20 protein-coding genes are annotated in these 18,463 nt (G+C 51.2%); 8 read left to right on the top strand and 12 right to left on the bottom strand.

Annotated features, from left to right (window positions below; genetic code table 11):
- The first annotated feature begins 2 nt into the window (after positions 1-2).
- The 4 genes from lptB to AWQ22_RS03920 all read left to right on the top strand — a co-directional run bounded on the left by lptB (position 3) and on the right by AWQ22_RS03920 (position 2,841).
- Positions 3-746, top strand: coding sequence for an LPS export ABC transporter ATP-binding protein (lptB, locus tag AWQ22_RS03935; protein ID WP_012306398.1), 744 nt, complete (start codon positions 3-5; stop codon positions 744-746).
- A gap of 129 nt (positions 747-875) precedes the next feature.
- Complete coding sequence (locus tag AWQ22_RS03930; protein ID WP_012306397.1) at positions 876-1,265, top strand: hypothetical protein; 390 nt, start codon at positions 876-878, stop codon at positions 1,263-1,265.
- Positions 1,266-1,294: 29 nt separating this feature from the next.
- Complete coding sequence (lepB, locus tag AWQ22_RS03925) at positions 1,295-1,867, top strand: signal peptidase I (RefSeq protein WP_157094575.1); 573 nt, start codon at positions 1,295-1,297, stop codon at positions 1,865-1,867.
- A 32-nt stretch (positions 1,868-1,899) separates the two neighbouring features.
- Positions 1,900-2,841: a glycosyltransferase family 2 protein gene (locus AWQ22_RS03920; RefSeq protein WP_065710251.1), complete on the top strand. Its 942-nt coding sequence runs from the start codon at positions 1,900-1,902 to the stop codon at positions 2,839-2,841.
- Between the two features lie 11 nt (positions 2,842-2,852).
- On the opposite strand, the gene AWQ22_RS03915 is transcribed toward AWQ22_RS03920, so the two are convergent.
- On the bottom strand, positions 2,853-3,518 hold the full coding sequence (locus AWQ22_RS03915) for a class I SAM-dependent methyltransferase (RefSeq protein WP_065710250.1): 666 nt from the start codon (positions 3,516-3,518) through the stop codon (positions 2,853-2,855).
- Positions 3,519-3,591: 73 nt separating this feature from the next.
- On the opposite strand from AWQ22_RS03915, the gene AWQ22_RS03910 reads away from it, so the two are divergent.
- Together AWQ22_RS03910 and AWQ22_RS03905 are read left to right on the top strand one after the other, a co-directional pair.
- Complete coding sequence (locus AWQ22_RS03910; protein ID WP_030005989.1) at positions 3,592-5,292, top strand: ABC-F family ATP-binding cassette domain-containing protein; 1,701 nt, start codon at positions 3,592-3,594, stop codon at positions 5,290-5,292.
- A 17-nt stretch (positions 5,293-5,309) separates the two neighbouring features.
- Positions 5,310-6,392, top strand: coding sequence for a YheT family hydrolase (locus tag AWQ22_RS03905; RefSeq protein WP_065710249.1), 1,083 nt, complete (start codon positions 5,310-5,312; stop codon positions 6,390-6,392).
- Between the two features lie 28 nt (positions 6,393-6,420).
- Here the strand turns inward: AWQ22_RS03905 and AWQ22_RS03900 are convergent, their stop codons facing one another.
- From AWQ22_RS03900 to psbX, 5 genes are all read right to left on the bottom strand, one after another.
- The gene (locus tag AWQ22_RS03900; RefSeq protein WP_030005987.1) at positions 6,421-6,636 is read right to left on the bottom strand and encodes a hypothetical protein; all 216 of its coding nucleotides are present in this window, start codon (positions 6,634-6,636) and stop codon (positions 6,421-6,423) included.
- Positions 6,636-6,764: a hypothetical protein gene (locus AWQ22_RS17250; RefSeq protein ID WP_255447998.1), complete on the bottom strand. Its 129-nt coding sequence runs from the start codon at positions 6,762-6,764 to the stop codon at positions 6,636-6,638. Before AWQ22_RS17250 ends, AWQ22_RS03900 begins: the two co-directional genes overlap by 1 nt.
- A 130-nt stretch (positions 6,765-6,894) precedes the next feature.
- On the bottom strand, positions 6,895-7,431 hold the full coding sequence (locus tag AWQ22_RS03895) for a PD40 domain-containing protein (protein ID WP_157094574.1): 537 nt from the start codon (positions 7,429-7,431) through the stop codon (positions 6,895-6,897).
- A gap of 29 nt (positions 7,432-7,460) precedes the next feature.
- Positions 7,461-8,378 carry a Ycf66 family protein gene (locus tag AWQ22_RS03890; protein WP_065710248.1) on the bottom strand — a complete coding sequence of 306 codons (918 nt, stop codon included), beginning with the start codon at positions 8,376-8,378 and terminating at the stop codon, positions 7,461-7,463.
- 134 nt (positions 8,379-8,512) lie between these two features.
- The gene (psbX, locus tag AWQ22_RS03885) at positions 8,513-8,629 is read right to left on the bottom strand and encodes a photosystem II reaction center X protein (protein ID WP_030005983.1); all 117 of its coding nucleotides are present in this window, start codon (positions 8,627-8,629) and stop codon (positions 8,513-8,515) included.
- Positions 8,630-8,705: 76 nt separating this feature from the next.
- Between psbX and AWQ22_RS03880 the strand changes: the two genes are divergently transcribed.
- Complete coding sequence (locus AWQ22_RS03880; protein ID WP_065710247.1) at positions 8,706-10,331, top strand: ABC transporter permease; 1,626 nt, start codon at positions 8,706-8,708, stop codon at positions 10,329-10,331.
- A gap of 100 nt (positions 10,332-10,431) precedes the next feature.
- On the top strand, positions 10,432-11,550 hold the full coding sequence (locus tag AWQ22_RS03875; RefSeq protein WP_065710246.1) for a hypothetical protein: 1,119 nt from the start codon (positions 10,432-10,434) through the stop codon (positions 11,548-11,550).
- Between the two features lie 10 nt (positions 11,551-11,560).
- Here AWQ22_RS03875 and recO read toward each other — a convergent pair whose 3' ends face one another.
- From recO to nusA, 6 genes are all read right to left on the bottom strand, one after another.
- Positions 11,561-12,373, bottom strand: a complete 813-nt coding sequence (recO, locus tag AWQ22_RS03870) for a DNA repair protein RecO (RefSeq protein WP_065710245.1) — start codon at positions 12,371-12,373, stop codon at positions 11,561-11,563.
- Positions 12,374-12,380: 7 nt separating this feature from the next.
- The gene (gene deoC, locus AWQ22_RS03865; RefSeq protein WP_065710244.1) at positions 12,381-13,067 is read right to left on the bottom strand and encodes a deoxyribose-phosphate aldolase; all 687 of its coding nucleotides are present in this window, start codon (positions 13,065-13,067) and stop codon (positions 12,381-12,383) included.
- Positions 13,068-13,382: 315 nt separating this feature from the next.
- Positions 13,383-13,472, bottom strand: a complete 90-nt coding sequence (petN, locus tag AWQ22_RS16310; RefSeq protein WP_071819460.1) for a cytochrome b6-f complex subunit PetN — start codon at positions 13,470-13,472, stop codon at positions 13,383-13,385.
- A gap of 194 nt (positions 13,473-13,666) precedes the next feature.
- Complete coding sequence (infB, locus tag AWQ22_RS03860) at positions 13,667-16,606, bottom strand: translation initiation factor IF-2 (protein WP_065710243.1); 2,940 nt, start codon at positions 16,604-16,606, stop codon at positions 13,667-13,669.
- Positions 16,607-16,843: 237 nt separating this feature from the next.
- Positions 16,844-17,098 carry a YlxR family protein gene (locus AWQ22_RS03855; RefSeq protein WP_012306383.1) on the bottom strand — a complete coding sequence of 85 codons (255 nt, stop codon included), beginning with the start codon at positions 17,096-17,098 and terminating at the stop codon, positions 16,844-16,846.
- Positions 17,099-17,149: 51 nt separating this feature from the next.
- Positions 17,150-18,412, bottom strand: coding sequence for a transcription termination factor NusA (gene nusA, locus AWQ22_RS03850; RefSeq protein WP_012306382.1), 1,263 nt, complete (start codon positions 18,410-18,412; stop codon positions 17,150-17,152).
- Positions 18,413-18,463: the final 51 nt, after the last annotated feature.

The raw sequence follows: 18,463 nt of genomic DNA, 5'->3' as shown, positions 1-18,463 counted from the left end.
CCGTGACCATCGTTCTCGAAAACATCCGTAAAACCTATGGCAAGCGCGTTATTGTTAACCGTGTCAATTTAAAAGTAAATCAAGGGGAAATTGTCGGCCTCCTGGGGCCAAATGGTGCTGGGAAAACCACTACCTTTTACATTACAACGGGTCTGATTAAACCCAATGAAGGGCGCGTCTGGCTCCAACGGCAGAACATTACGCCCCTAAGTCTAGATGAGCGGGCAAAACTAGGCATTGGTTATCTCACCCAGCAACCCAGCATTTTTCGGAATTTAACGGTCAAGGAAAATATTCAACTGGTTCTCGAACAGTCCCCTTTGTCCCACCGCCAACAGCAACACCGTCTCAAGGAACTGGTGAGCGAATTTCGGCTGCACCGCATTGTGAATACCCGTGGTCGTCTGGTGTCAGGGGGCGAACGACGGCGTACTGAACTGGCCCGCGCCTTAGCTGTCGGCGGTCAAGGGCCGAAATTTCTCCTGCTTGATGAACCCTTTGCTGGGGTTGATCCCATTGCCGTCGCTGAAATTCAACAAATTGTGGCCCAACTGCGGGAACGGGGCATGGGGATTTTGATCACTGACCACAACGTCCGCGAAACCCTTGCGATTACTGACCGTGCTTACATCATGCGGGACGGGGAAATTCTTGCGGCGGGAACGACAGAAGAGCTTTATAGCAATCCCCTTGTGCGGCAGTATTACCTTGGGGAAAATTTTGAGCGCAATGTGAAATATTTCTAGGGCAAGGGTTGCGGGGCGATCGCCAATGGGTAAGGTTTTTAAGGGCGGAGACTTCATAAAACGTTAGGTAAAAGTTCCTAAGAATTCGTTAGGCTCAGATCAATAACATCATCTTTTTTTTAAGAGCCTTTGAATATTGCCGTGTTCGAATTGAGTAGCGTTTTTGAGCAGTTGTGTGAATTTTCCCGGTGCCATTGTCTTGCCATTTGTGGCGGTTTGGTTCCCTTTAACCTGATTTTGAGTTTTTTGACCTTGGTGTACGTGGTGCGCCAAGCTTCCCCCAGTTTGATCCAAAGAAATGCGATCGCCGTTTATGGGGGCGTAACCCTAATGGTGCTCCATGTCAGCACATGGTTCCTGGTCGGCGTTGTGATGGTGCCCACCTTCCTCCTGCCTGCTTTTGGGGCAGTTTGTATCGCGATTAATCTCTGGGGAACCCAAGCGCCCGCATCCCTGCGCCGTTTCCTGTTTTGGCTGTGGGGAACTGTACTGAAACGAAGCGAACGTGCCACAATATAGAGCCGTCGTATCAAATTTCACGGAGACCCATGGGCGATCAGGGCAAACACCTCAGCACAAATCAACAACCGAAACCATGGGCCGCCCTCTGGGAAAATATTCGCATTCTAGTCATTGCCCTGGCGATCGCCTTGGTGGTGCGCTGGTTTATCGCGGAACCCCGGTATATCCCCTCCGGTTCGATGCTGCCGACCCTCGATTTAGGCGATCGCATTGTTGTCGAAAAACTATCCTATCGATTCCAGCCCGTGCATCGGGGTGATGTGGTGGTTTTCCGGACGCCCCCTCAATTAGAACTCCTCGGTTACGATCCCCAACAAGCGTTTATCAAAAGAATTATTGCCACCCCCGGTGAAACTGTATCCGTTCACAATGGCACTGTGTATGTTGACCAAACGCCCTTAACGGAACCCTTCATTGCTGCGTCGCCTGACTATGAATTGCCTACCCTAACGGTGCCGCCTCACAGTTTTTTTGTCCTTGGTGATAATCGCAACAACAGCAATGATTCCCATATCTGGGGCTTTGTCCCTGCCGATAATGTTATTGGCCATGCCATTTTTAAATTTTGGCCCCTGAACCACCTCGGCAAAATTCTCTAGAACTATTTTCTCAACCTGCCTCCCTTCTTTCGATGATTACTTACTCCATCATCATCCCGGTGTACAACGAAGAAGCGAATCTTCCGGAAATGTATCGGCGCGTTGTCCAGGTCATTGAAGGGTTAGATGGCCCCGCAGAGTTGGTTTTAATCGACGATGGCAGCCAGGATCGTTCCCTCGCCATTTTGGACGAATTACACCAAAGGGATCCCAGGGTCCACTACTTAAGTTTGGCGAGAAATTTCGGCCATCAAATCGCGGTTACAGCTGGTTTGCAATATGCCCAAGGGGAGGTGGTCATTATCATGGATGCCGATCTCCAGGATCCCCCCGAACTGGTTCCTCAATTAATTGAAAAATGGCGGGCTGGCTATCATGTGGTTTATGCCCAGCGGGTGAGTCGGGCCAAAGAAAGCTGGCTCAAGAAACTGATGGCCTATGGCTTTTACCGGATTTTAAATCGATTCACCGATGTTTCCATTCCCACGGATACGGGGGATTTCTGTTTGATGTCCCGTCAAGTGGTGGATATTCTCAACAGTATGCCCGAAAAACACCGCTACATTCGCGGCCTCCGGGCCTGGGTGGGCTTTCCGCAAACGGCGGTGCAGTTCAACCGGGATCCACGTTTTGCTGGGGAAGTAAAGTACACCTTTCGTAAATCCCTGAAGCTTGCCATTGATGGGATTATTTCCCTGTCCCGTAAACCCTTAAAGATTGCCACTTATTTGGGTTTGGTGACGGCCCTAGTGGCGATCGCCATGATGATTTTGGTGTTATTTTGGCGGATTTACAATGCCCCGGCCCAGTTAATTGGCTATACCTTGATCACCATTGCCATTTTCTTTTTGGGAGCTGTGCAACTCATTTGTCTCGGCATTCTCGGTGAATACATTAGCCGCATTTACGACGAGGTGAAACAGCGCCCCCTCTACACCGTTAAAAAAGCGGCAGGCTTTGACGAAGTACTTTAAGCCAGATTTTTCTAAAGTTTGCGGGCGAGGGTCAGACCATCAGCCACAGGCAATACCGTCAAACTAATGCGTGGGTCGTTGTACAAAGCTTCATTGAAAGCGCGAATTTTTTCCGTACGTTTGTCTTGATCCGCTGGATCGGCCACGCGTCCCGACCACAACACATTATCAATGACAATGACACCGCCGACCCGCAATAGTTTGAGAGACCGCTCAAAATAATTTAGATAATTTCCTTTATCCGCGTCAATGAAGGCAAAATCAAAGGTACCCGCTTGGCCATCCGCTAGCAGAAGAAAATCTAACGTTTCGAGGGCTGGGGCAAGGCGGAGTTCAATTTTTTCGGCGACCCCTGCTTTTTCCCAATAGGTTTGGGCGATCGCCGTTGGCCTTGGGTCGCGATCGCAAGCAATGACTTTTCCATTTTTCGGCAGCGCTAAGGCGACAACGAGAGCACTGTAACCCGTAAAAACGCCGATATCTAGAGTTTTCCGCGCCCCCAGCAGTTGCACGAGCCAGGCCATCAATTGACCCTGTTCCGGGGCGATCTGCATCCGGGCCGCTGGGTGTTGGGCCGTGATTTCCCGTAATTCTTTGAGGACGGGATGCTCTTTGAGGGAAATGTGGAGGAGGTAATCATATAAAGGGGCGTCCAGGGAGAGGCTACTACGGGTCATGGCAAAGGAGTGAACGAAAAAAGTTTACAATTTGTTATAGACTGATGCTGATCCCAACCAGGAGTTTTTCCCGATGTTAAGACTTGAGCACATCCGCAAAATTTATCCCACCGGCGAAGTTCTCAAGGATATTAACTGGGAAGTGAAAACGGGTGAACGGGTCGGCCTTGTGGGGGTCAACGGTGCGGGAAAATCTACCCAGATGAAGATCATTATGGGGGAAGTGGAGCCGACGGATGGCGAAATTATTCGTCCGGCTGATCTGCGCATTGCCCATTTAACCCAAGAATTTGATGTGGTGCCGACGCGCACTGTGCGCGAAGAACTATGGACAGTCTTCACAGAAGCCAATGCTGTGCAGGATGAAATCCACCGCATTCAGCATGAAATGGCCGAGCCGGATGCCGATTTAGATGATCTGATCCACCAGCTTGACCGGGCCCAGCGAAAATTTGAAGCCCTTGATGGCTATCGTTTAGAGTCCCAAATTGAAAAAATTCTCCCGGAAGTGGGCTTTGAGATCGAAGATGGCGATCGCCTGGTGAGTTCCTTTAGTGGCGGCTGGCAGATGCGGATCAGTTTGGGCAAAATTCTCCTTCAGGAACCAGATATTCTCCTCCTAGACGAGCCAACTAACCATTTAGATCTAGAAACTATTGAATGGTTGGAAAATTATCTCCGGGGTTTAAAGACGCCGATGGTAATTATTTCCCATGACCGAGAATTTCTAGACCGCCTTTGTACGAAAATCGTTGAAACAGAGCGGGGAATTTCGACCACTTACCTCGGTAACTATTCCCAGTATTTGCAACAAAAAGCAGAAAATAAAGACGCCCAGCAATCTGCCTTTGAGCGCCAACAAAAAGACTTGGCCAAACAACAGGAATTCATTGAAAAATTCCGGGCGAGTGCCACCCGCAGCACCCAGGCAAAAAGTCGCGAAAAACTATTAGATAAGGTCGAACGCATCGAAGCACCCATTAGTGATGTGCGCACCCTCAAGTTCCAGTTTCCCCCAGCGCCCCGGGGTGGCCAGGAGGTGGTGACGATTCAGGATTTGACCCACACCTACGACGACAAAATTCTGTTTCTCGGTGCGAATCTGGCCATCGAACGCGGCGATCGCATTGCTTTTCTAGGGCCGAATGGCTGTGGCAAGTCCACAACTCTACGCATGATCATGGGCATGGAAAGCTACGACGAAGGCAACGTTAAAATTGGCACCCACAACATCATTCCCGGTTATTTTGAGCAGAACCAAGCTGAAGCTCTCGACCTTGAAAAAACGGTAATGGATACGATCCACGATGAAGTACCCGATTGGAAAAATGGCGAAGTCCGGACGCTCCTAGGGCAATTCCTCTTTAGTGGCGACACCGTTTTCAAAAAAGTAGGTGCCCTTAGTGGTGGTGAAAAAGCCCGGTTAGCCCTGGCAAAAATGTTGCTGCGGCCCGCAAATTTTCTAATCCTCGATGAGCCGACCAATCACCTTGATATTCCAGCGAAGGAAATGTTGGAAAACGCCCTCAAGGAATATGACGGCACCGTGGCGATTGTCTCCCACGACCGTTTCTTTATTTCCCAAGTCGCCAATAAAATTGTCGAAATTCGCGACGGAGAATTTATTGTTTACAACGGCGATTATCATTACTATCTTGAAAAAATCGAACAAGAAAAAGAAGCAGCACGACGACGTCTAAAAGCAGAGCAAGAAGCGGCGAAAAAAGCAGCAAAAAAAGCCAAGCAATTGGCCAAGAAAGCGACTAAAAAATAATAGCAAGATGTAGTTTTATGTTTTATCAACCGCCCCTCTGGTTACGGTCTGGCATTGCCATGACAATCTATGCGGCCTTTGGTGCTGCGAAACAGTGGCACAGTCAACCAAAAACATCTCCTTTAAAGTATCGGGAGGTGATCCTGACGGGGGCGAATCAAACGCCTATTTTTTGCCAATATGCGCAACCCAGTAATTCAAAAGGAACGATCGTTGCTACCTATGGCATTACCGGCAGTTTAGAAGACCAATGGTTTCTAGAAATTCTCGCCCATAAGGCTTTCCAGGCAGGCTATGGTGTTTTATTGTTCGATTGGCGTGCCCATGGTAAAACAGCAGCCCTCTCCCCTGATTTGACCAGTGACGGCCTCCTTGAAGGCGAAGATTTTGTGCGTCTAGCAGCCCAGGGCAAACAACAACTGGGGTTAAGGCCGCCTTTTTTCTTTGCTGGTTATTCTCTGGGGGGACAATTAGCTTTGTGGGGATTAAAAAAAGCCCAGGAATTGGATTTAAAGGCTTTAGGGTTGCAACCAGAAGATATTCTTGCGGGCGCTGTTATTTGCCCCAGTTTAGAATCCCACCGTTCCCTCAGTTATCTCGAAAAACATCCGTTCAAATGCTATTTTGAGCAGGCGATCGCCAAAAATCTACAGAAGCTGGCTTGGCAGTTACAAAGCTACCATCCCCACGCTTTCCAGACTGAAACCATTGAAAAGGCGACGACAATCCGAGAGTTTGATCAGTATCTCGTGATTCCCAAGCTGGGTTTCACCACAACCCAAGCTTATTACGAGGCCAGTAGCCCCCTTTATTTTCTCCAGGATTTACACAGGCCGACTTTTATTTTGTATGCAGCGGATGATCCCCTCTTTGCGCCGGATCTTGTTGAAGATCTCCGCTATGTCGATCAACGGAATACTCACCTAAATACCCAAATTACAAAGTTTGGGGGCCATGTGGGTTACATTAGTGATCGCCAATGTCAAAATCATTGGGGAGACAGTGACCCCTGGTGGGCATGGCAAAGAATTCTTTCTTGGTTTGACCAACAGTTAAGTCGGCACCACCGGACTCGTTCTGTCACGACAGCGCAACAATAGCACAATAGTCAGAAAGTCGAACAGAAATTCAAAGATCAGAAGAACGGGCTTTGAGGCGCTCGATGATGATTGGTAATGCAATGACGAGTACCTTAACGACCCAGGGGGCGTAACACAAGGCCAGAAATCCGGCGAGGATAGCCACACATCCCGTAGCAACTTTGACAATTTCTTCCTTTGTGGTGACACTCAAACAAGTTGCACAAGCAGCAACTCCGAGACTCAAAATCGATGGGTTAATCATTATTCAATACTATTTCTGCTGCAAAAGGCGATCGCCCGAATGGCGTTGGTGCGGATTTTTACTTCCCTAGCTGTCATGGTGGGGCGGTTAGGGAGCGCACAGTCAATAAAAGTTAAGATATATGACATAATACTCCGATCTACTCATCTGTCAAGGTGGAGCAAGACGACTTTTTCTCACATTGTTAACAATTGCCCATAGCAATGGGGCTCAACATTTTCCGCTGAAGCAATCGCCAACTTACCTACAGCGGCGCAGTTAACCCGACGGATTGACAATCACTTCCTGGGGTAAATCAAATTCAATATTCGGGCCACGGTCTAAAACCTCAATATCCCACTGGCCCCGCCGAGCTGATTCAAACACTACATAGCGGCCATCGGGGCTAATTTGGGGGTTGCGCACCCAGTGGCGATAGCCCTGGGTCAAAATATCAGACTGCTTGGTTGCTCGGTCATAGAGAATAATATCCGGCTTCCCCAGGGGACTCGACAGGTAAACGAGGTAACGCCCGGTACGGCTCAGGCTTGGACTTTCATAGATCGCATTTTTTTGATTGAGATTCGGCAATTCCACAAACTGCTTTTGGTTTAAGTCATAAAAAAGCAGTTCACTGGTGCCATGGCGATTGGAAATGAAGGCTAACCAGCGACCGTCCCCACTCAACGCAGGCTGTTCATCGTGGAAGCGGCTATTGAGGGAAACGGGGGTTAAGGGGGTGTTGCCAAAGGAGCAGCCTCCTAGTCCCAGGAATATTGTCAACAACCAGAGAAAGCAAGGGGTTTGCCTAAACACGTTCGTTAATGGGCAGAAAATTCGGGCAATTAGTAGTCGAAATTGACGGGATTGTTGGGGCGATCGCCTTCTGGCATTTCTGGATTGTCGGGGGCCGGATCATCCCAATCTTGATCCTCCCCAAAGGAAGCGCCATCAATGGGTTGATAGTCAACGGTGGCCACTTCTTCGTCGGGGGCACCATAATCATCGGGGCGAGGGCGACGGGGACGACGGGGGGCTGGCGGCTCATCATCGGGCCGGGGGCGGCGGGGACGACGGGGCGCTTCATTGACGGGGCGATCGCCTTGTTCCCAGGCATCTTCTGACCAGACATCGGTGACATTGCCGCTGGGGCCATAGGCATCGTAGCCGCCATTGTCATAGCGATCTGGACGGGGGCGGCGGCTAGGGGGTGTGGGGCGACTGGGGCGACGACTGGTGGGTCGGCCACTGGGGCGATCACCGTAATCCGTGGGAGGACGATTGGTGGGGCGGCTACTGGGTCGGGTACTCGTTCCCCGGGGGGCTTCATCTTCATAGCCCCGGTTCCGACTCGAACGGGGTTCAGGGTAGCCCCGCAACCGACGTTCATAGCGTTCTTCCCCCTGGTAAGGCTCAATCTGATCCAGCTCCGCCCGATAAACCCGACTGACGGGCCGTTCATCGTCCACAATGGGCGTATTGCGGCGGGCTTGCTCTGTGGCCAAACCCCGGAGGCGAATTGATTCAATGGCGAAAAATACCGCTGAGCCAGACAGGAGAAATTGACCAAATTGTAAAATCGGGTCTAAACGCCACCCTTGGAACAGGAGAATGAAGCCGCACAATAGCCCAACCGCCGCAAAGAAAATATCGTGGTCGCGGGAAAGTTCTGGGCGTACCGACCGTAAAAAATAGAGGGATGCACCCGCTGCAGCCAACGCAATCCCCAAGATACTGGCGGAATTTAGCCCAAAATTAACCATTGTTGATCTCCCTTGACTCTACCTTCTATACTAACGGCTTCCGTTTCCAGACTATAAGATATCTCAGATGAAAATAGAGGTGGACAATGTTACAAAATGCCCACCTCGCAGTTTCGTGTTTTGGAAGGGAATATCTAGCGCTTAATTTTGTCCTGCTGACTGATGAAAATCAAAAATGCGGTGGCAGGAATGACCACAACTAAGGTGCCAGCCAAGAGGCTATAGAAAAAGTTTGCCAAAGAGGGAGTCATAATGAGGGTTTCCTTAATGTGTTTAATAATTATTTGTTGATAATTTTGCCATACTCTCCGCCGAATCTTGCCATTGATGTTTAGAATCTCCCTGCCGCTGCCCCGAAATGTTCAGCCCAAGGCTTGGGGGTTTGGTCTTTTTGGCCTGGCGATCGCCTGCAGTTTGATCGACGTTACCGTTCGGGGGGGAGCCCTATTTAATGGCCAGGGTTTAGGCACCCTTGGGCGATTTGTGGGGGCCGCTTTTCAGCCAAATTTAACAACGGACTTTCTCCTCCTGACCTGCCAGGCAACCTTGACCACCTTTGCCTATGCCCTCTGCGGCACATTTTTGAGTTTGGTGTTGGGCACGGTGGGCGGACTGCTTAGTGCCAAGCTGCTCTGGGAGACGATGTTTCCCCAAGGCAAGCGGTTAGGAAGCGGCATCCGGTTGCTTTTAGCTGTACCCCGTTCGATCCATGAGGTGGTGTGGGGTCTAATTTTGATTAATGTTTGGGGTCTAGATCCGGTGGTGGCCTTGGGGGCGATCGCCATTCCCTTTGGGGCGATTGTGGCGAAAATTTTTGCCGAAATCATTGATGAGACTCCCCGGGCCGCCTTTGAAGCCTTAATTTATAGCGGTGCCCCCACGGCCCAAGCTTTTCTCTATGGGATTTTGCCCCAGGCTTTGTTTAATTTGTTGTCCTACAGTTTTTATCGCTTTGAATGTTCCCTGCGTTCGGCGGCTGTGTTGGGCATTATTGGTGCTGGGGGCCTGGGCTATGAAATTTATTTAAGTCTGCAATCCCTCCGCTACGAACAGCTTTGGACGTTGTTTTATGACCTGATTGCGTTGAATGGGATGGTGGATTGGGGGAGCCATTTTTTGCGGCAACGGCTAGATTGCACCAGTCGCTTTGACCTCAACAGTCATCGTTACAAATTGGGGGGACAGCGGCGGGATTGGCTCCTTGGTACGATGCTTTTCGGTAGTGGTTTAGTGGCTTGGGGATTTTGGTATATTCAGCCCGATTGGTCGCGACTCTGGTCTGGCCGGGGCCAAGACTTTTTGGGGGAAGTTATGACTCAACTCCAGACCGTCAGTTTCGATTTCGCCCAGGGAAAACAGTTAGCGATCCTGGGTCTACAGACTCTGGAGATGTCTATTTTGGCGATCACCTTAGCTGGGGTGGGCGGATTCTTTCTGGCCTTTTTGGCAGCGAAAAATCAGCGGCCCATTTTCTGGGGACAACGGCTCTTAAGTCATTTAGTGCTTTTAGTCTGTCGCAGTATTCCGGCTCCCATCTGGGCGTTGGTGGTGGTGTTTGTGATGTTTCCGGGGACTTTGCCGGGGGCGATCGCCCTGGGGATTCATAACCTGGGCATTTTAGGCAGATTAATGGGCGAAGTAATTGAAAATGTTCCTCCTGCGCCCCTCAATGCTCTCCGGAACTTGGGCAGTAGCGAAGGCAATGTTTGGCTCTATGGTACGGTGCCTTTAACGCTGCCTAATTTTATTGCCTACAGTTTTTATCGTTGGGAAGTCTGTCTACGGGAAACGGTCATTGTCGGCCTCGTGGGGGCGGGCGGCCTGGGGCGACTTCTGATGGAACAATTGAGCAGTTTTAATTATGGGGGCGTTAGTCTGACCTTGCTTTGTTTCCTCTTGCTTACTTGGGGAGTTGATAGTTTTAGTGGATTTTTGCGGCAACAGTCCCGCTAAATAAACTGAGCTTTGGCGATCGCCGGGGTCTTTTGACAAGACTTTTTTTTTGAGCTTTACTTACAATGACATTTCAAGTCCATAGGCTGTTCTTGCGGTTATGTCCGATGTTGCCCCGTTAAATCTCCAGGATCTGCAAGCGGATCTCCAAACTCAACTTGAAGCAGAATATTTCCCCACAGACCCGATTCAGGTGCGTTGTCTCTTTAAGGAAGGTCTGTTGCTTGTCCTGGTACAACATCAAGCTCCGGCCCCGACAGAACTCCCGCCCCTTTTCCGGCTGATCCGCGATCGCCTCCAGGGTGATCCCCGCGTCCAAGGGCATCAAACTCTCATTTATTTGCGAATCACCGGGGCCAACGAACCCTATGCTTTCCACGCCCTCACCCAGTCTGAAGTCGAGCCTGTTTCCAATGGAGAACCTCCAGAAAATGAACCGGACTCCCCTGAACAATCTGAATTTCCGGAAGATATTGACCTCGAAGCCACGGATGATCCCTTTCCGCCCGTGGGCAATGAGTTAGAAGAAGACTCGTTTGACACCGCCGCCCCAGAAGAAGAGCCGATGGATTCCAGCGGCGATTTTGAAGGGTTTACCACTGCTGACGGGGGGCTAGAAGAGTTTACCGAATCCTCTGATCGCCCTCGCAAAAAAGGCCCTCTAATCCTCGGTGCGGGTTTGTTGTTAGTCCTTGTGGGGGTAGCGGGCTATGGTTTGAGTCGTCCCTGTGTGATTGGTGCCTGTGCGCCCTTGACCACCGCCACACAACTGGCTGATCCGGCTCGATCGCTGTTTGCTGCTGGCGAAAATCCCTCTGGCCAAGCGATTCTCCAGGCCCAAGCCAATTTAGAAGAGGCGATCGCCACCCTAGAAACCGTGCCCCGTTGGTCGCCTCGGTACGGAGAAGTGCAGACCCAACTCGCCGATTACCAGTCCCTCAATGGCAGTCTTGGCAATCTAATCACAGGCTTATCCCAGGGAGCAACGGCAGCCCAAATGGCTGAAAATCCGCCCTCTTCTGTGGCCCAATGGCAAGAGATTATTGAACAGTGGCAAACGGCGATCGCCACCTTAGACGCAATTCCAGCAGAGGATTTTTATTACGATTTTGCCCAGGCGAAACGGGCCAGTTACCAACAAAATTTAGAAGCTGTGGAACAACGGGTGCAACAACTCCAGGCCCAAGAATCCTCAGTCCCGGCTGCAGCCAGCAATTAGCGATCGCCCCTTAAAAAGCTAAGGGGGCAAGGGTATCGATGAGCGGGGCCGCCTTGAGGGTTTTGCCAATGTGATGCTCAAGGTATTGCCGTAACAGATGTTCAACCCGGAGCCAAGCCGTTTCTAAGGAAAATACCATTTGTTCTGCTTGGGACCACCGTTGCAGCTCCGGCAAATTACGATTGGGTAGCATTTGTAAAATATCTAGTTCCAAAGCCGTCAGCCGTTGATCGGGGCGGATATTTCCCTGGCCCAGCACCATAATCCCCCCCAGATCGTGACTAAAGCCAATGCGCCACCGGGGATCAACAAAGTTGGGAGAAATAAGGGTTTGACTGCCCTGGCAATGTTGAACTTGGGGGGCAAAACCGGCGATCGCCAACAGATGAAATAGAGCTTGGGTTAGGTGGGCGATGATCTGGGTCACCCTGGCGCTGGGCTGAAATTCTAAAGCTTCGATGCGGCGTAAATGTTCTCGGAGCAATTCATATAATTCCGGCTGGGGGGTGTGGCTCACTGCGAGGTAATGGGTTACTTCTGCGAGGTATTGACCCACGGCTAATTTGGCAAAGTCATGTCTGAGGCCAGAATAGGAGGTGAGCATATCCGCCTGTTGGATCCGGTCTAGCGATCGCCCCCTGGTCAAAACAAATTCATTGACCACCAGTAATTCGGTGCGTCCCCGCAGGGCAGAACGGTGTTGACGCGCCCCTGGGGCTACGGCTTTTACCAACCCTTGTTCCGGCGATAGGATCGTTACCAGCCGATCCGCTTCACCGAGGGGGCTGCCTTTGAGAATGATGCCTGTGACTTTAAAAGACATGCCGTATTTACCAAGTTGGGTTGTCGCTCGCTTGTTCCCTTTCCTGCATAATCTTGATACTCCGGGAGGTGCCAAGGCGAGTCGCACCAGCCTGGATTAAGGCGATCGCCTGGTCAACCGTTTTGATCCCTCCTGCTGCCTTGATCCCAATGCGCCCTTTGGTGATCCCATGGAGCAACTTTACATCGGCCACCGTTGCCCCCCCGAACCAGCCCGTTGAGGTTTTGAGATAACTCACCCCTGCATCGAGGCAAATTTCTGCGGCAAGGCGTTTTTCGGTATCGGTTAGGAGAGCCGTTTCTAAAATGCCTTTGATGGGAACCTTAGTTAGTTCGACGATTTGCGCCACTTCCTGATAGAGCTTCTCCGATTCCCCCATTTTCACCAAGGCCAAATTAAGCATCACATCTAATTCCGTTGCGCCATTTTCTACCGCTTCCTGGGCTTCGTAGAGTTTGGTTGCGGTCGTATGGGCCCCGGCCGGAAAACCGACGACAGAACAAATCTGAATCGGTCGCTGGTGTAAGTAATCTCGGGCTGTTTTTATCGCCGTTGGGTAGAGGCAGACCGCCGGAAAATCAAATTGGACTGCCGCCTCACAGCATTCTTTGACCTGGGCTGCGGTGGCGGCTGGGTGCAACAGGGAATGTTCGAGATACCGGGCTAAATCAATTTCGTTTGCGGGAATCGCCATGGTTTTTGGAAATGGTACTTCCTTTGATTGTGGCAGAAATTGTTCGGCTTCTGGGGCGTCTGTAGAAATTGTCTAGGCACAACATCCACAAAAAAATCCCCTGCCATCACAGGAGATTAACCAAGCAAGATAGTTCGGGAAAGGCACCAAGGCCGCGCAAGTTCGTTTGAGGGTTACTTGCCCCGTTTATCTCGGTCTTGACGACGGCGATCGCGCCATTCTACAAAGGTGAGGTAGGAGATCCCACCGCTGACCAATAGCAGCAAGGCAAGGGCTCCCAAAAAAAGAGAATTTAAAAAAATTGTTTCCACAATCCTAGAAACCGTTACGTGCCCAAACAACCATGGCGATCGACCAAGTGAACAGGGCCAATAGCGCGCCCCAACCTAGAGAAAGAACATCCATTTTTAATAACGCCTTGAAATTACTAAAGAGTGATCATCCCATATCTTATCCTGTCTTGAAACCTACCGAAACGTAACTCTCTGAATCCCCAGGGTGAAATTGAAAGCGAAATTGGCGATCGCCAAAAAAACCCTCCCAGTTGCCCAGGAGGTTTTTGATTAAAGGATTATTGCCAGTTAAACAACGTGCGTCACTTAACTGGTGCGGCCCGCCAAGGTGCGGCGTTTGAAGACCATTTCGTAGGCTTCGATAATGTCCCCTTCTTTCCAGGTACTAAATTTATCGACGCCAATCCCGCATTCATAGCCAGAATTGACTTCCCGGACATCCTCGCGGACACGCTTGAGGGAATCGAGGGAACCGTCATAGACGACGACATCACCCCGACGCACGCGGATCATCCGGTTACGAACGACCTTACCCGACTGGACATAACAGCCCGCAACGGAGCCACGACCGACGGGGAAGACGGCCCGCACTTCGGCCCGACCCAGGGGTTCTTCGACTTCCTCTGGATCCAGAAGACCTTCCATCGCCCCTTGGATTTCTTCGAGGAAACGGTAGATCACGTTATATTCGCGGATATCAACCCCTTCCTGTTCGGCGGCCTGTCGCGCACCGGGAGCCAAGGTAGTGTTAAAGCCGATAATGATCGCCCCACTGGCGGCGGCAAGATCAACATCTGTTTCGCTGATTTCACCGGGAGCAGACAGCAAGACACGAATTTGGACTTCGTCCTGGGGCAGTTGTTGGAGGGAGCCGAGAATCGCCTCGACGGAACCCTGGACATCAGCCTTGAGTACCAAATTAAGTTCCTTGAGTTCCCCTTCTTGGGCTTGGGCCGAGAGACTGCTAAGGCTGACCCGTCGGGAAGACATGGCCTGTTGGAGCCGAGATTGACGCTTCCCTTCGGCCCGTTCGTCGGCGATCGCCCGGGCTTCTTTTTCACTGGAGTAGACTTCAAATTCATCCCCAGCCGCTGGTACCTCACTTAAACCAAGGATTTCCACCGCAAAAGACGGTGTTGCATCTATGACTTTTTCCCCGCGATCGCTAATCATGGCACGGATTTTACCCATCACCGATCCCGCCACAATGATGTCACCAACCCGTAGGGTTCCGTTCTGTACTAACAGAGTCGCTACCGGGCCGCGAGCGCGATCCAAGTGGGCTTCAATGATTGTGCCTCTCGCCAGACGATCTGGGTTCGCCGAGAGTTCTTCAATTTCAGAGACGAGCAGAATCATTTCCAGGAGAGTATCTAGATTCTCTCCCTTCAGGGCACTGACGGGCACCATAATGGTTTCGCCGCCCCACTCCTCAGGCACTAAGCCCTGTTCTGAGAGTTCCTGCTTGACGCGATCTGGTTCTGCGCCGAGTTTATCCATTTTGTTGATCGCCACAACGATGGGCACTTTGGCCGCTTGGGCGTGGCGGATTGCCTCTAGGGTCTGGGGACGGACACCGTCATCGGCGGCGACAACGAGGATAGCAATATCTGTCACCTTTGCACCCCGGGCCCGCATGGCCGTAAAGGCTTCGTGACCAGGAGTATCGAGGAAAACAATTTGACCGGGTTTCCCGTTGTGTTCGATGTCCACGTGGTAAGCACCAATGTGCTGGGTAATTCCCCCGGCTTCCCCTTGGGCCACCTTAGTCTCGCGGATGGAGTCCAGGAGGGTAGTTTTACCGTGGTCAACGTGACCCATGATGGTGACGACTGGAGGACGATGTTGGAGGTGTTCGAGGTCGGCCACATCCAGCATTTCTGTGGATTTTTCAGCCGCTGATTTCACCTCTGGGGCAATGACTTTCACGTCAAATTCCTCGGCTACCATCTGGGCGGTGTCGTAGTCTAGGGTTTGGGTGATGTTGATCGCGATCCCCTTACTGAAGAGGCGACGGATAATGTCTGTTTCAGCGATGCAGAGGATATCCGCCATTTCCCGGAGGGTCATGGTTTCTGTGAGGGTGATCTCCGCTGGTGGTGTTTTCACATCAGGGCGATCGCGCCGTTGTTCTTTCTGAGATTGACCACTGCCACCACTGCCAGATCGTTTCGCCGCTGGTTTCTTCGGTTTTGAAGGTGATGGCTTGCTTGGGGAAGGAGACGATGAAGCACTCTTCGGTTTGGGGGGACGGGCAATGGACAAGCTGACAGAAGGCACTTCGGCATTGTTGTTTGTGGTTGTGCCAAAGTCATCGTCATCGTCATCAATGACAACGGGGCGACGCTTGAGTTTGCTGGTTTTTGTCTTCTTGCTTTCGGATTCGTCCTCTTCCTCATCTTCCCAGACTTTACGTTTGCTGGGTTTCGGGCCAATGGCTTTTTTGGGTTTTGCGGCGGGGCGCTTAGGAGGAGCAAGAAGGACTTCTGGGGCCGCATCATCATCCCCTTCGACATTGTTGGTATCGGGTTCTTCGTCAAGCTCAGGTTCAATCGCTTGAACAGGGGCGGGCTTTTTACTGACGGTGCCAACAATTTGCGGTTTTGGCCGTAATTTTGGTGCTTTGGCCGGGGCTTCGGCGGTATTTTTCGAGAGGGATTTGGCCCTCACATCGGCTTGGGTTGCCCCACTGCTTGTTTCTGCCGTTGCAGGACTGGCATCGGGCGTCTTGGGAGCAGATGATTTGGGGGTTGGCCGAGGCGGCGGCCCCATGAGCTTGGGTTTCGGGGCAGCGGGGGCTGCTGGTTCTGCTTTGGGGGAAGTTGTCTTGGCCACTGGCTCAGCTTTGGCTCCATTGTTGGCCGGGGACTCTTCTGGTTGTGCAGGTGTCTCTTTTCCTCGACTCGGAGGAGACTGCAATTTCGGACGTTCAAGCTTTTTGGCTGTTGGGGTTGGTTGATTTGCGTCGGCTGATTCTGATTTACTAGCCTGGGGTTTTGCGCCCTGGGGCTGGTGCTGGACGGAGAGAATTTCTTGTTTTTTCTTTCTCTGGGGCCGCTGGGCCTTGGGGGCTTGGGGGCGCTTTTGTGTGGCGATCGCCCGGATTTTATCAGCTTCTTCTGTCGTGATGGTGCTACTGTGACTCTTCACATCAATGGAGAGCTGGCCACAGAATTCTAAAATGTCTTTGTTTTCGAGATCTAGTTCCTTTGAAAGTTCGTAAATTCTAACTTTTTCGTTATTCATCCAATAATGTCCTTAACTACTAGTCGTACAAATTGAGGGTGAGTGAGGGATAGGTGGGTTTAATGTGGATTGTGGGATCTAAATCCAACGGGGATTAGCGGCAATGATGAATGGAAAGGCCTCCGAGCTTGCTAGAGTTCAACAATAAAAAGAAGGTTTAATCTGAATAATTTCAGGGATGATTTTAAATAGCATCGCGCGTCCATAATGGCTTGAGGAGTGGCGATTGTCAGAGCTTTAATTGAGAGAATTTAAGCGTTCTTTTAGGGTTTGATAAATCTCAGGGGAGACGTTCTTTTTGAGCGATCGCCCGAGCCGATCTTTGCGCTGGGCCATTTCTAGACAATGGTGACATTGACAGAGATAGGCGGAACGCCCCATGCCCCGATCTAATTGTACCTGCTGGGATGGATAGACTCGAACCACCCGCCAAAGAGATTGTTTTGGGGCAAGTTTGCGGCAGGCAACACAGCGGCGTAGATTTGGCTCCATGGCAATGGTTGAAATGGCGATCGCCTTTTACATCAAAATTCCCCCCGGAATCTAAGCGTCCGTTGGCGTGGCCTCTTCTTCTAAAGGTTCCGTTTCAGCTTGATCCGGCAGCACAGCAGTTTCCGACTCCACTTCACTGGGTGGGGCTGTCTCTTGTTCGGCGAGGGCGGCTTGTTCTGCCTCGTACTTGGCACTATCTTTAATATCAATTTTCCAGCCCGTCAAGCGTGCGGCCAAACGTACATTTTGTCCCTCCTTACCAATGGCAAGGCTCAGTTGGTTTTCGGGTACCAGTACCGTAGCCTGTCGCTCTTCCGCATCAACCAAGATTACCCCATCGACCCGTGCTGGGCTCAGGGCATTGGCAATATAGGTCGCTGGATCTGGCGACCAACGGATCACATCAATTTTTTCGCCCCGCAATTCATTAACTACTGCTTGGATCCGTGATCCCCGCGCCCCAATACAAGCACCGACAGGATCCACATCCCGCTCTAGGGTATCCACGGCAATTTTTGTGCGGGGGCCAACATAACGGCCGGGGGGATTCGCTTCTCGGGCAACGGCCACAATCCGCACGATTTCTTCTTCGATTTCCGGGACTTCGTTGGCAAACAGGTAAACGACTAAATCTGCGGCGGCGCGGGAAACGACTAACTGGGGGCCACGGTGGGAGCCTTCTTTGACGTGTTTTAAATAGACTTTGTAGGTGGTATTGGCGCGGTAATTGTCGTTGGGGAGCTGCTCCCGTCTGGGTAATTCGGCTTCGGTTTCTGGTTGACCAAAGGCGCTGGTAACCGCCATCACCACAAAGTTCCGCTCAAAACGGAGGACACGGGCCTGGAGGACTTCCCCTTCTAGTTCTTGGAATTCTTCTTGGACGAGCTTTCGTTGCTGATCCCGTAATTTCTGAAGCAGCACTTGCTTGGTTTGAATCGCGGCCATCCGCCCAAAATCACTCTGTTCGGGGGTGACGTCTAGGATTACGGAATCACCGAGTTGGGCTTCATTGGCGACTTCTTGGACTTCTTGTAGGGCAATTTGATGATCGGAGTTTTCCACTTCTTCGACAATCACCTTGGTGGCCAATACCCGAAAGCCTTCGTCTTCGAGGTCTAGTTCGACTTCAAAGTTATCGAAGTAATCTTCGGCGAAGGGGGTGGCTTGGTTGAGCGTTAGGGAACGGCGATAGCGCTCATAACCTTTGAGCAGGGCTTCCCGGAGGGCTTCATGGACGGCACTTTGGGGTAAATTGTGGCGATCGCTGATTTCTTCAACGAGGGCGCTTAAACCAGTGAGACTAACAAGGGACATAGAAATTTACGGATAGAAAAAATCGATAAATGAACAAAGCTTGGGGCAGTT

Origin of the sequence: Picosynechococcus sp. PCC 7117 (assembly GCF_001693275.1) — a bacterium.
GTDB lineage: Bacteria > Cyanobacteriota > Cyanobacteriia > Cyanobacteriales > MRBY01 > MRBY01.
Note: the sequence above shows the minus strand (reverse complement) of the source record. Positions and strands in the feature narration are given on the sequence as shown.

Bases quoted from the DNA above. Each gene is read 5' to 3' on its own strand.
- infB (WP_065710243.1), bottom strand. From the start codon at position 16,606: ATGAATAACGAAAAAGTTAGAATTTACGAACTTTCAAAGGAACTAGAT.
- AWQ22_RS03875 (WP_065710246.1), top strand. From the start codon at position 10,432: ATGTCCGATGTTGCCCCGTTAAATCTCCAGGATCTGCAAGCGGATCTC.
- lepB (WP_157094575.1), top strand. From the start codon at position 1,295: ATGGGCGATCAGGGCAAACACCTCAGCACAAATCAACAACCGAAACCA.
- AWQ22_RS17250 (WP_255447998.1), bottom strand. From the start codon at position 6,764: ATGTCATATATCTTAACTTTTATTGACTGTGCGCTCCCTAACCGCCCC.
- AWQ22_RS03890 (WP_065710248.1), bottom strand. From the start codon at position 8,378: ATGGTTAATTTTGGGCTAAATTCCGCCAGTATCTTGGGGATTGCGTTG.
- AWQ22_RS03905 (WP_065710249.1), top strand. From the start codon at position 5,310: ATGTTTTATCAACCGCCCCTCTGGTTACGGTCTGGCATTGCCATGACA.
- AWQ22_RS03920 (WP_065710251.1), top strand. From the start codon at position 1,900: ATGATTACTTACTCCATCATCATCCCGGTGTACAACGAAGAAGCGAAT.
- psbX (WP_030005983.1), bottom strand. From the start codon at position 8,629: ATGACTCCCTCTTTGGCAAACTTTTTCTATAGCCTCTTGGCTGGCACC.
- AWQ22_RS03900 (WP_030005987.1), bottom strand. From the start codon at position 6,636: ATGATTAACCCATCGATTTTGAGTCTCGGAGTTGCTGCTTGTGCAACT.
- AWQ22_RS03910 (WP_030005989.1), top strand. From the start codon at position 3,592: ATGTTAAGACTTGAGCACATCCGCAAAATTTATCCCACCGGCGAAGTT.
- AWQ22_RS03915 (WP_065710250.1), bottom strand. From the start codon at position 3,518: ATGACCCGTAGTAGCCTCTCCCTGGACGCCCCTTTATATGATTACCTC.
- petN (WP_071819460.1), bottom strand. From the start codon at position 13,472: ATGGATGTTCTTTCTCTAGGTTGGGGCGCGCTATTGGCCCTGTTCACT.
- nusA (WP_012306382.1), bottom strand. From the start codon at position 18,412: ATGTCCCTTGTTAGTCTCACTGGTTTAAGCGCCCTCGTTGAAGAAATC.
- AWQ22_RS03855 (WP_012306383.1), bottom strand. From the start codon at position 17,098: ATGGAGCCAAATCTACGCCGCTGTGTTGCCTGCCGCAAACTTGCCCCA.
- AWQ22_RS03880 (WP_065710247.1), top strand. From the start codon at position 8,706: ATGTTTAGAATCTCCCTGCCGCTGCCCCGAAATGTTCAGCCCAAGGCT.
- deoC (WP_065710244.1), bottom strand. From the start codon at position 13,067: ATGGCGATTCCCGCAAACGAAATTGATTTAGCCCGGTATCTCGAACAT.
- recO (WP_065710245.1), bottom strand. From the start codon at position 12,373: ATGTCTTTTAAAGTCACAGGCATCATTCTCAAAGGCAGCCCCCTCGGT.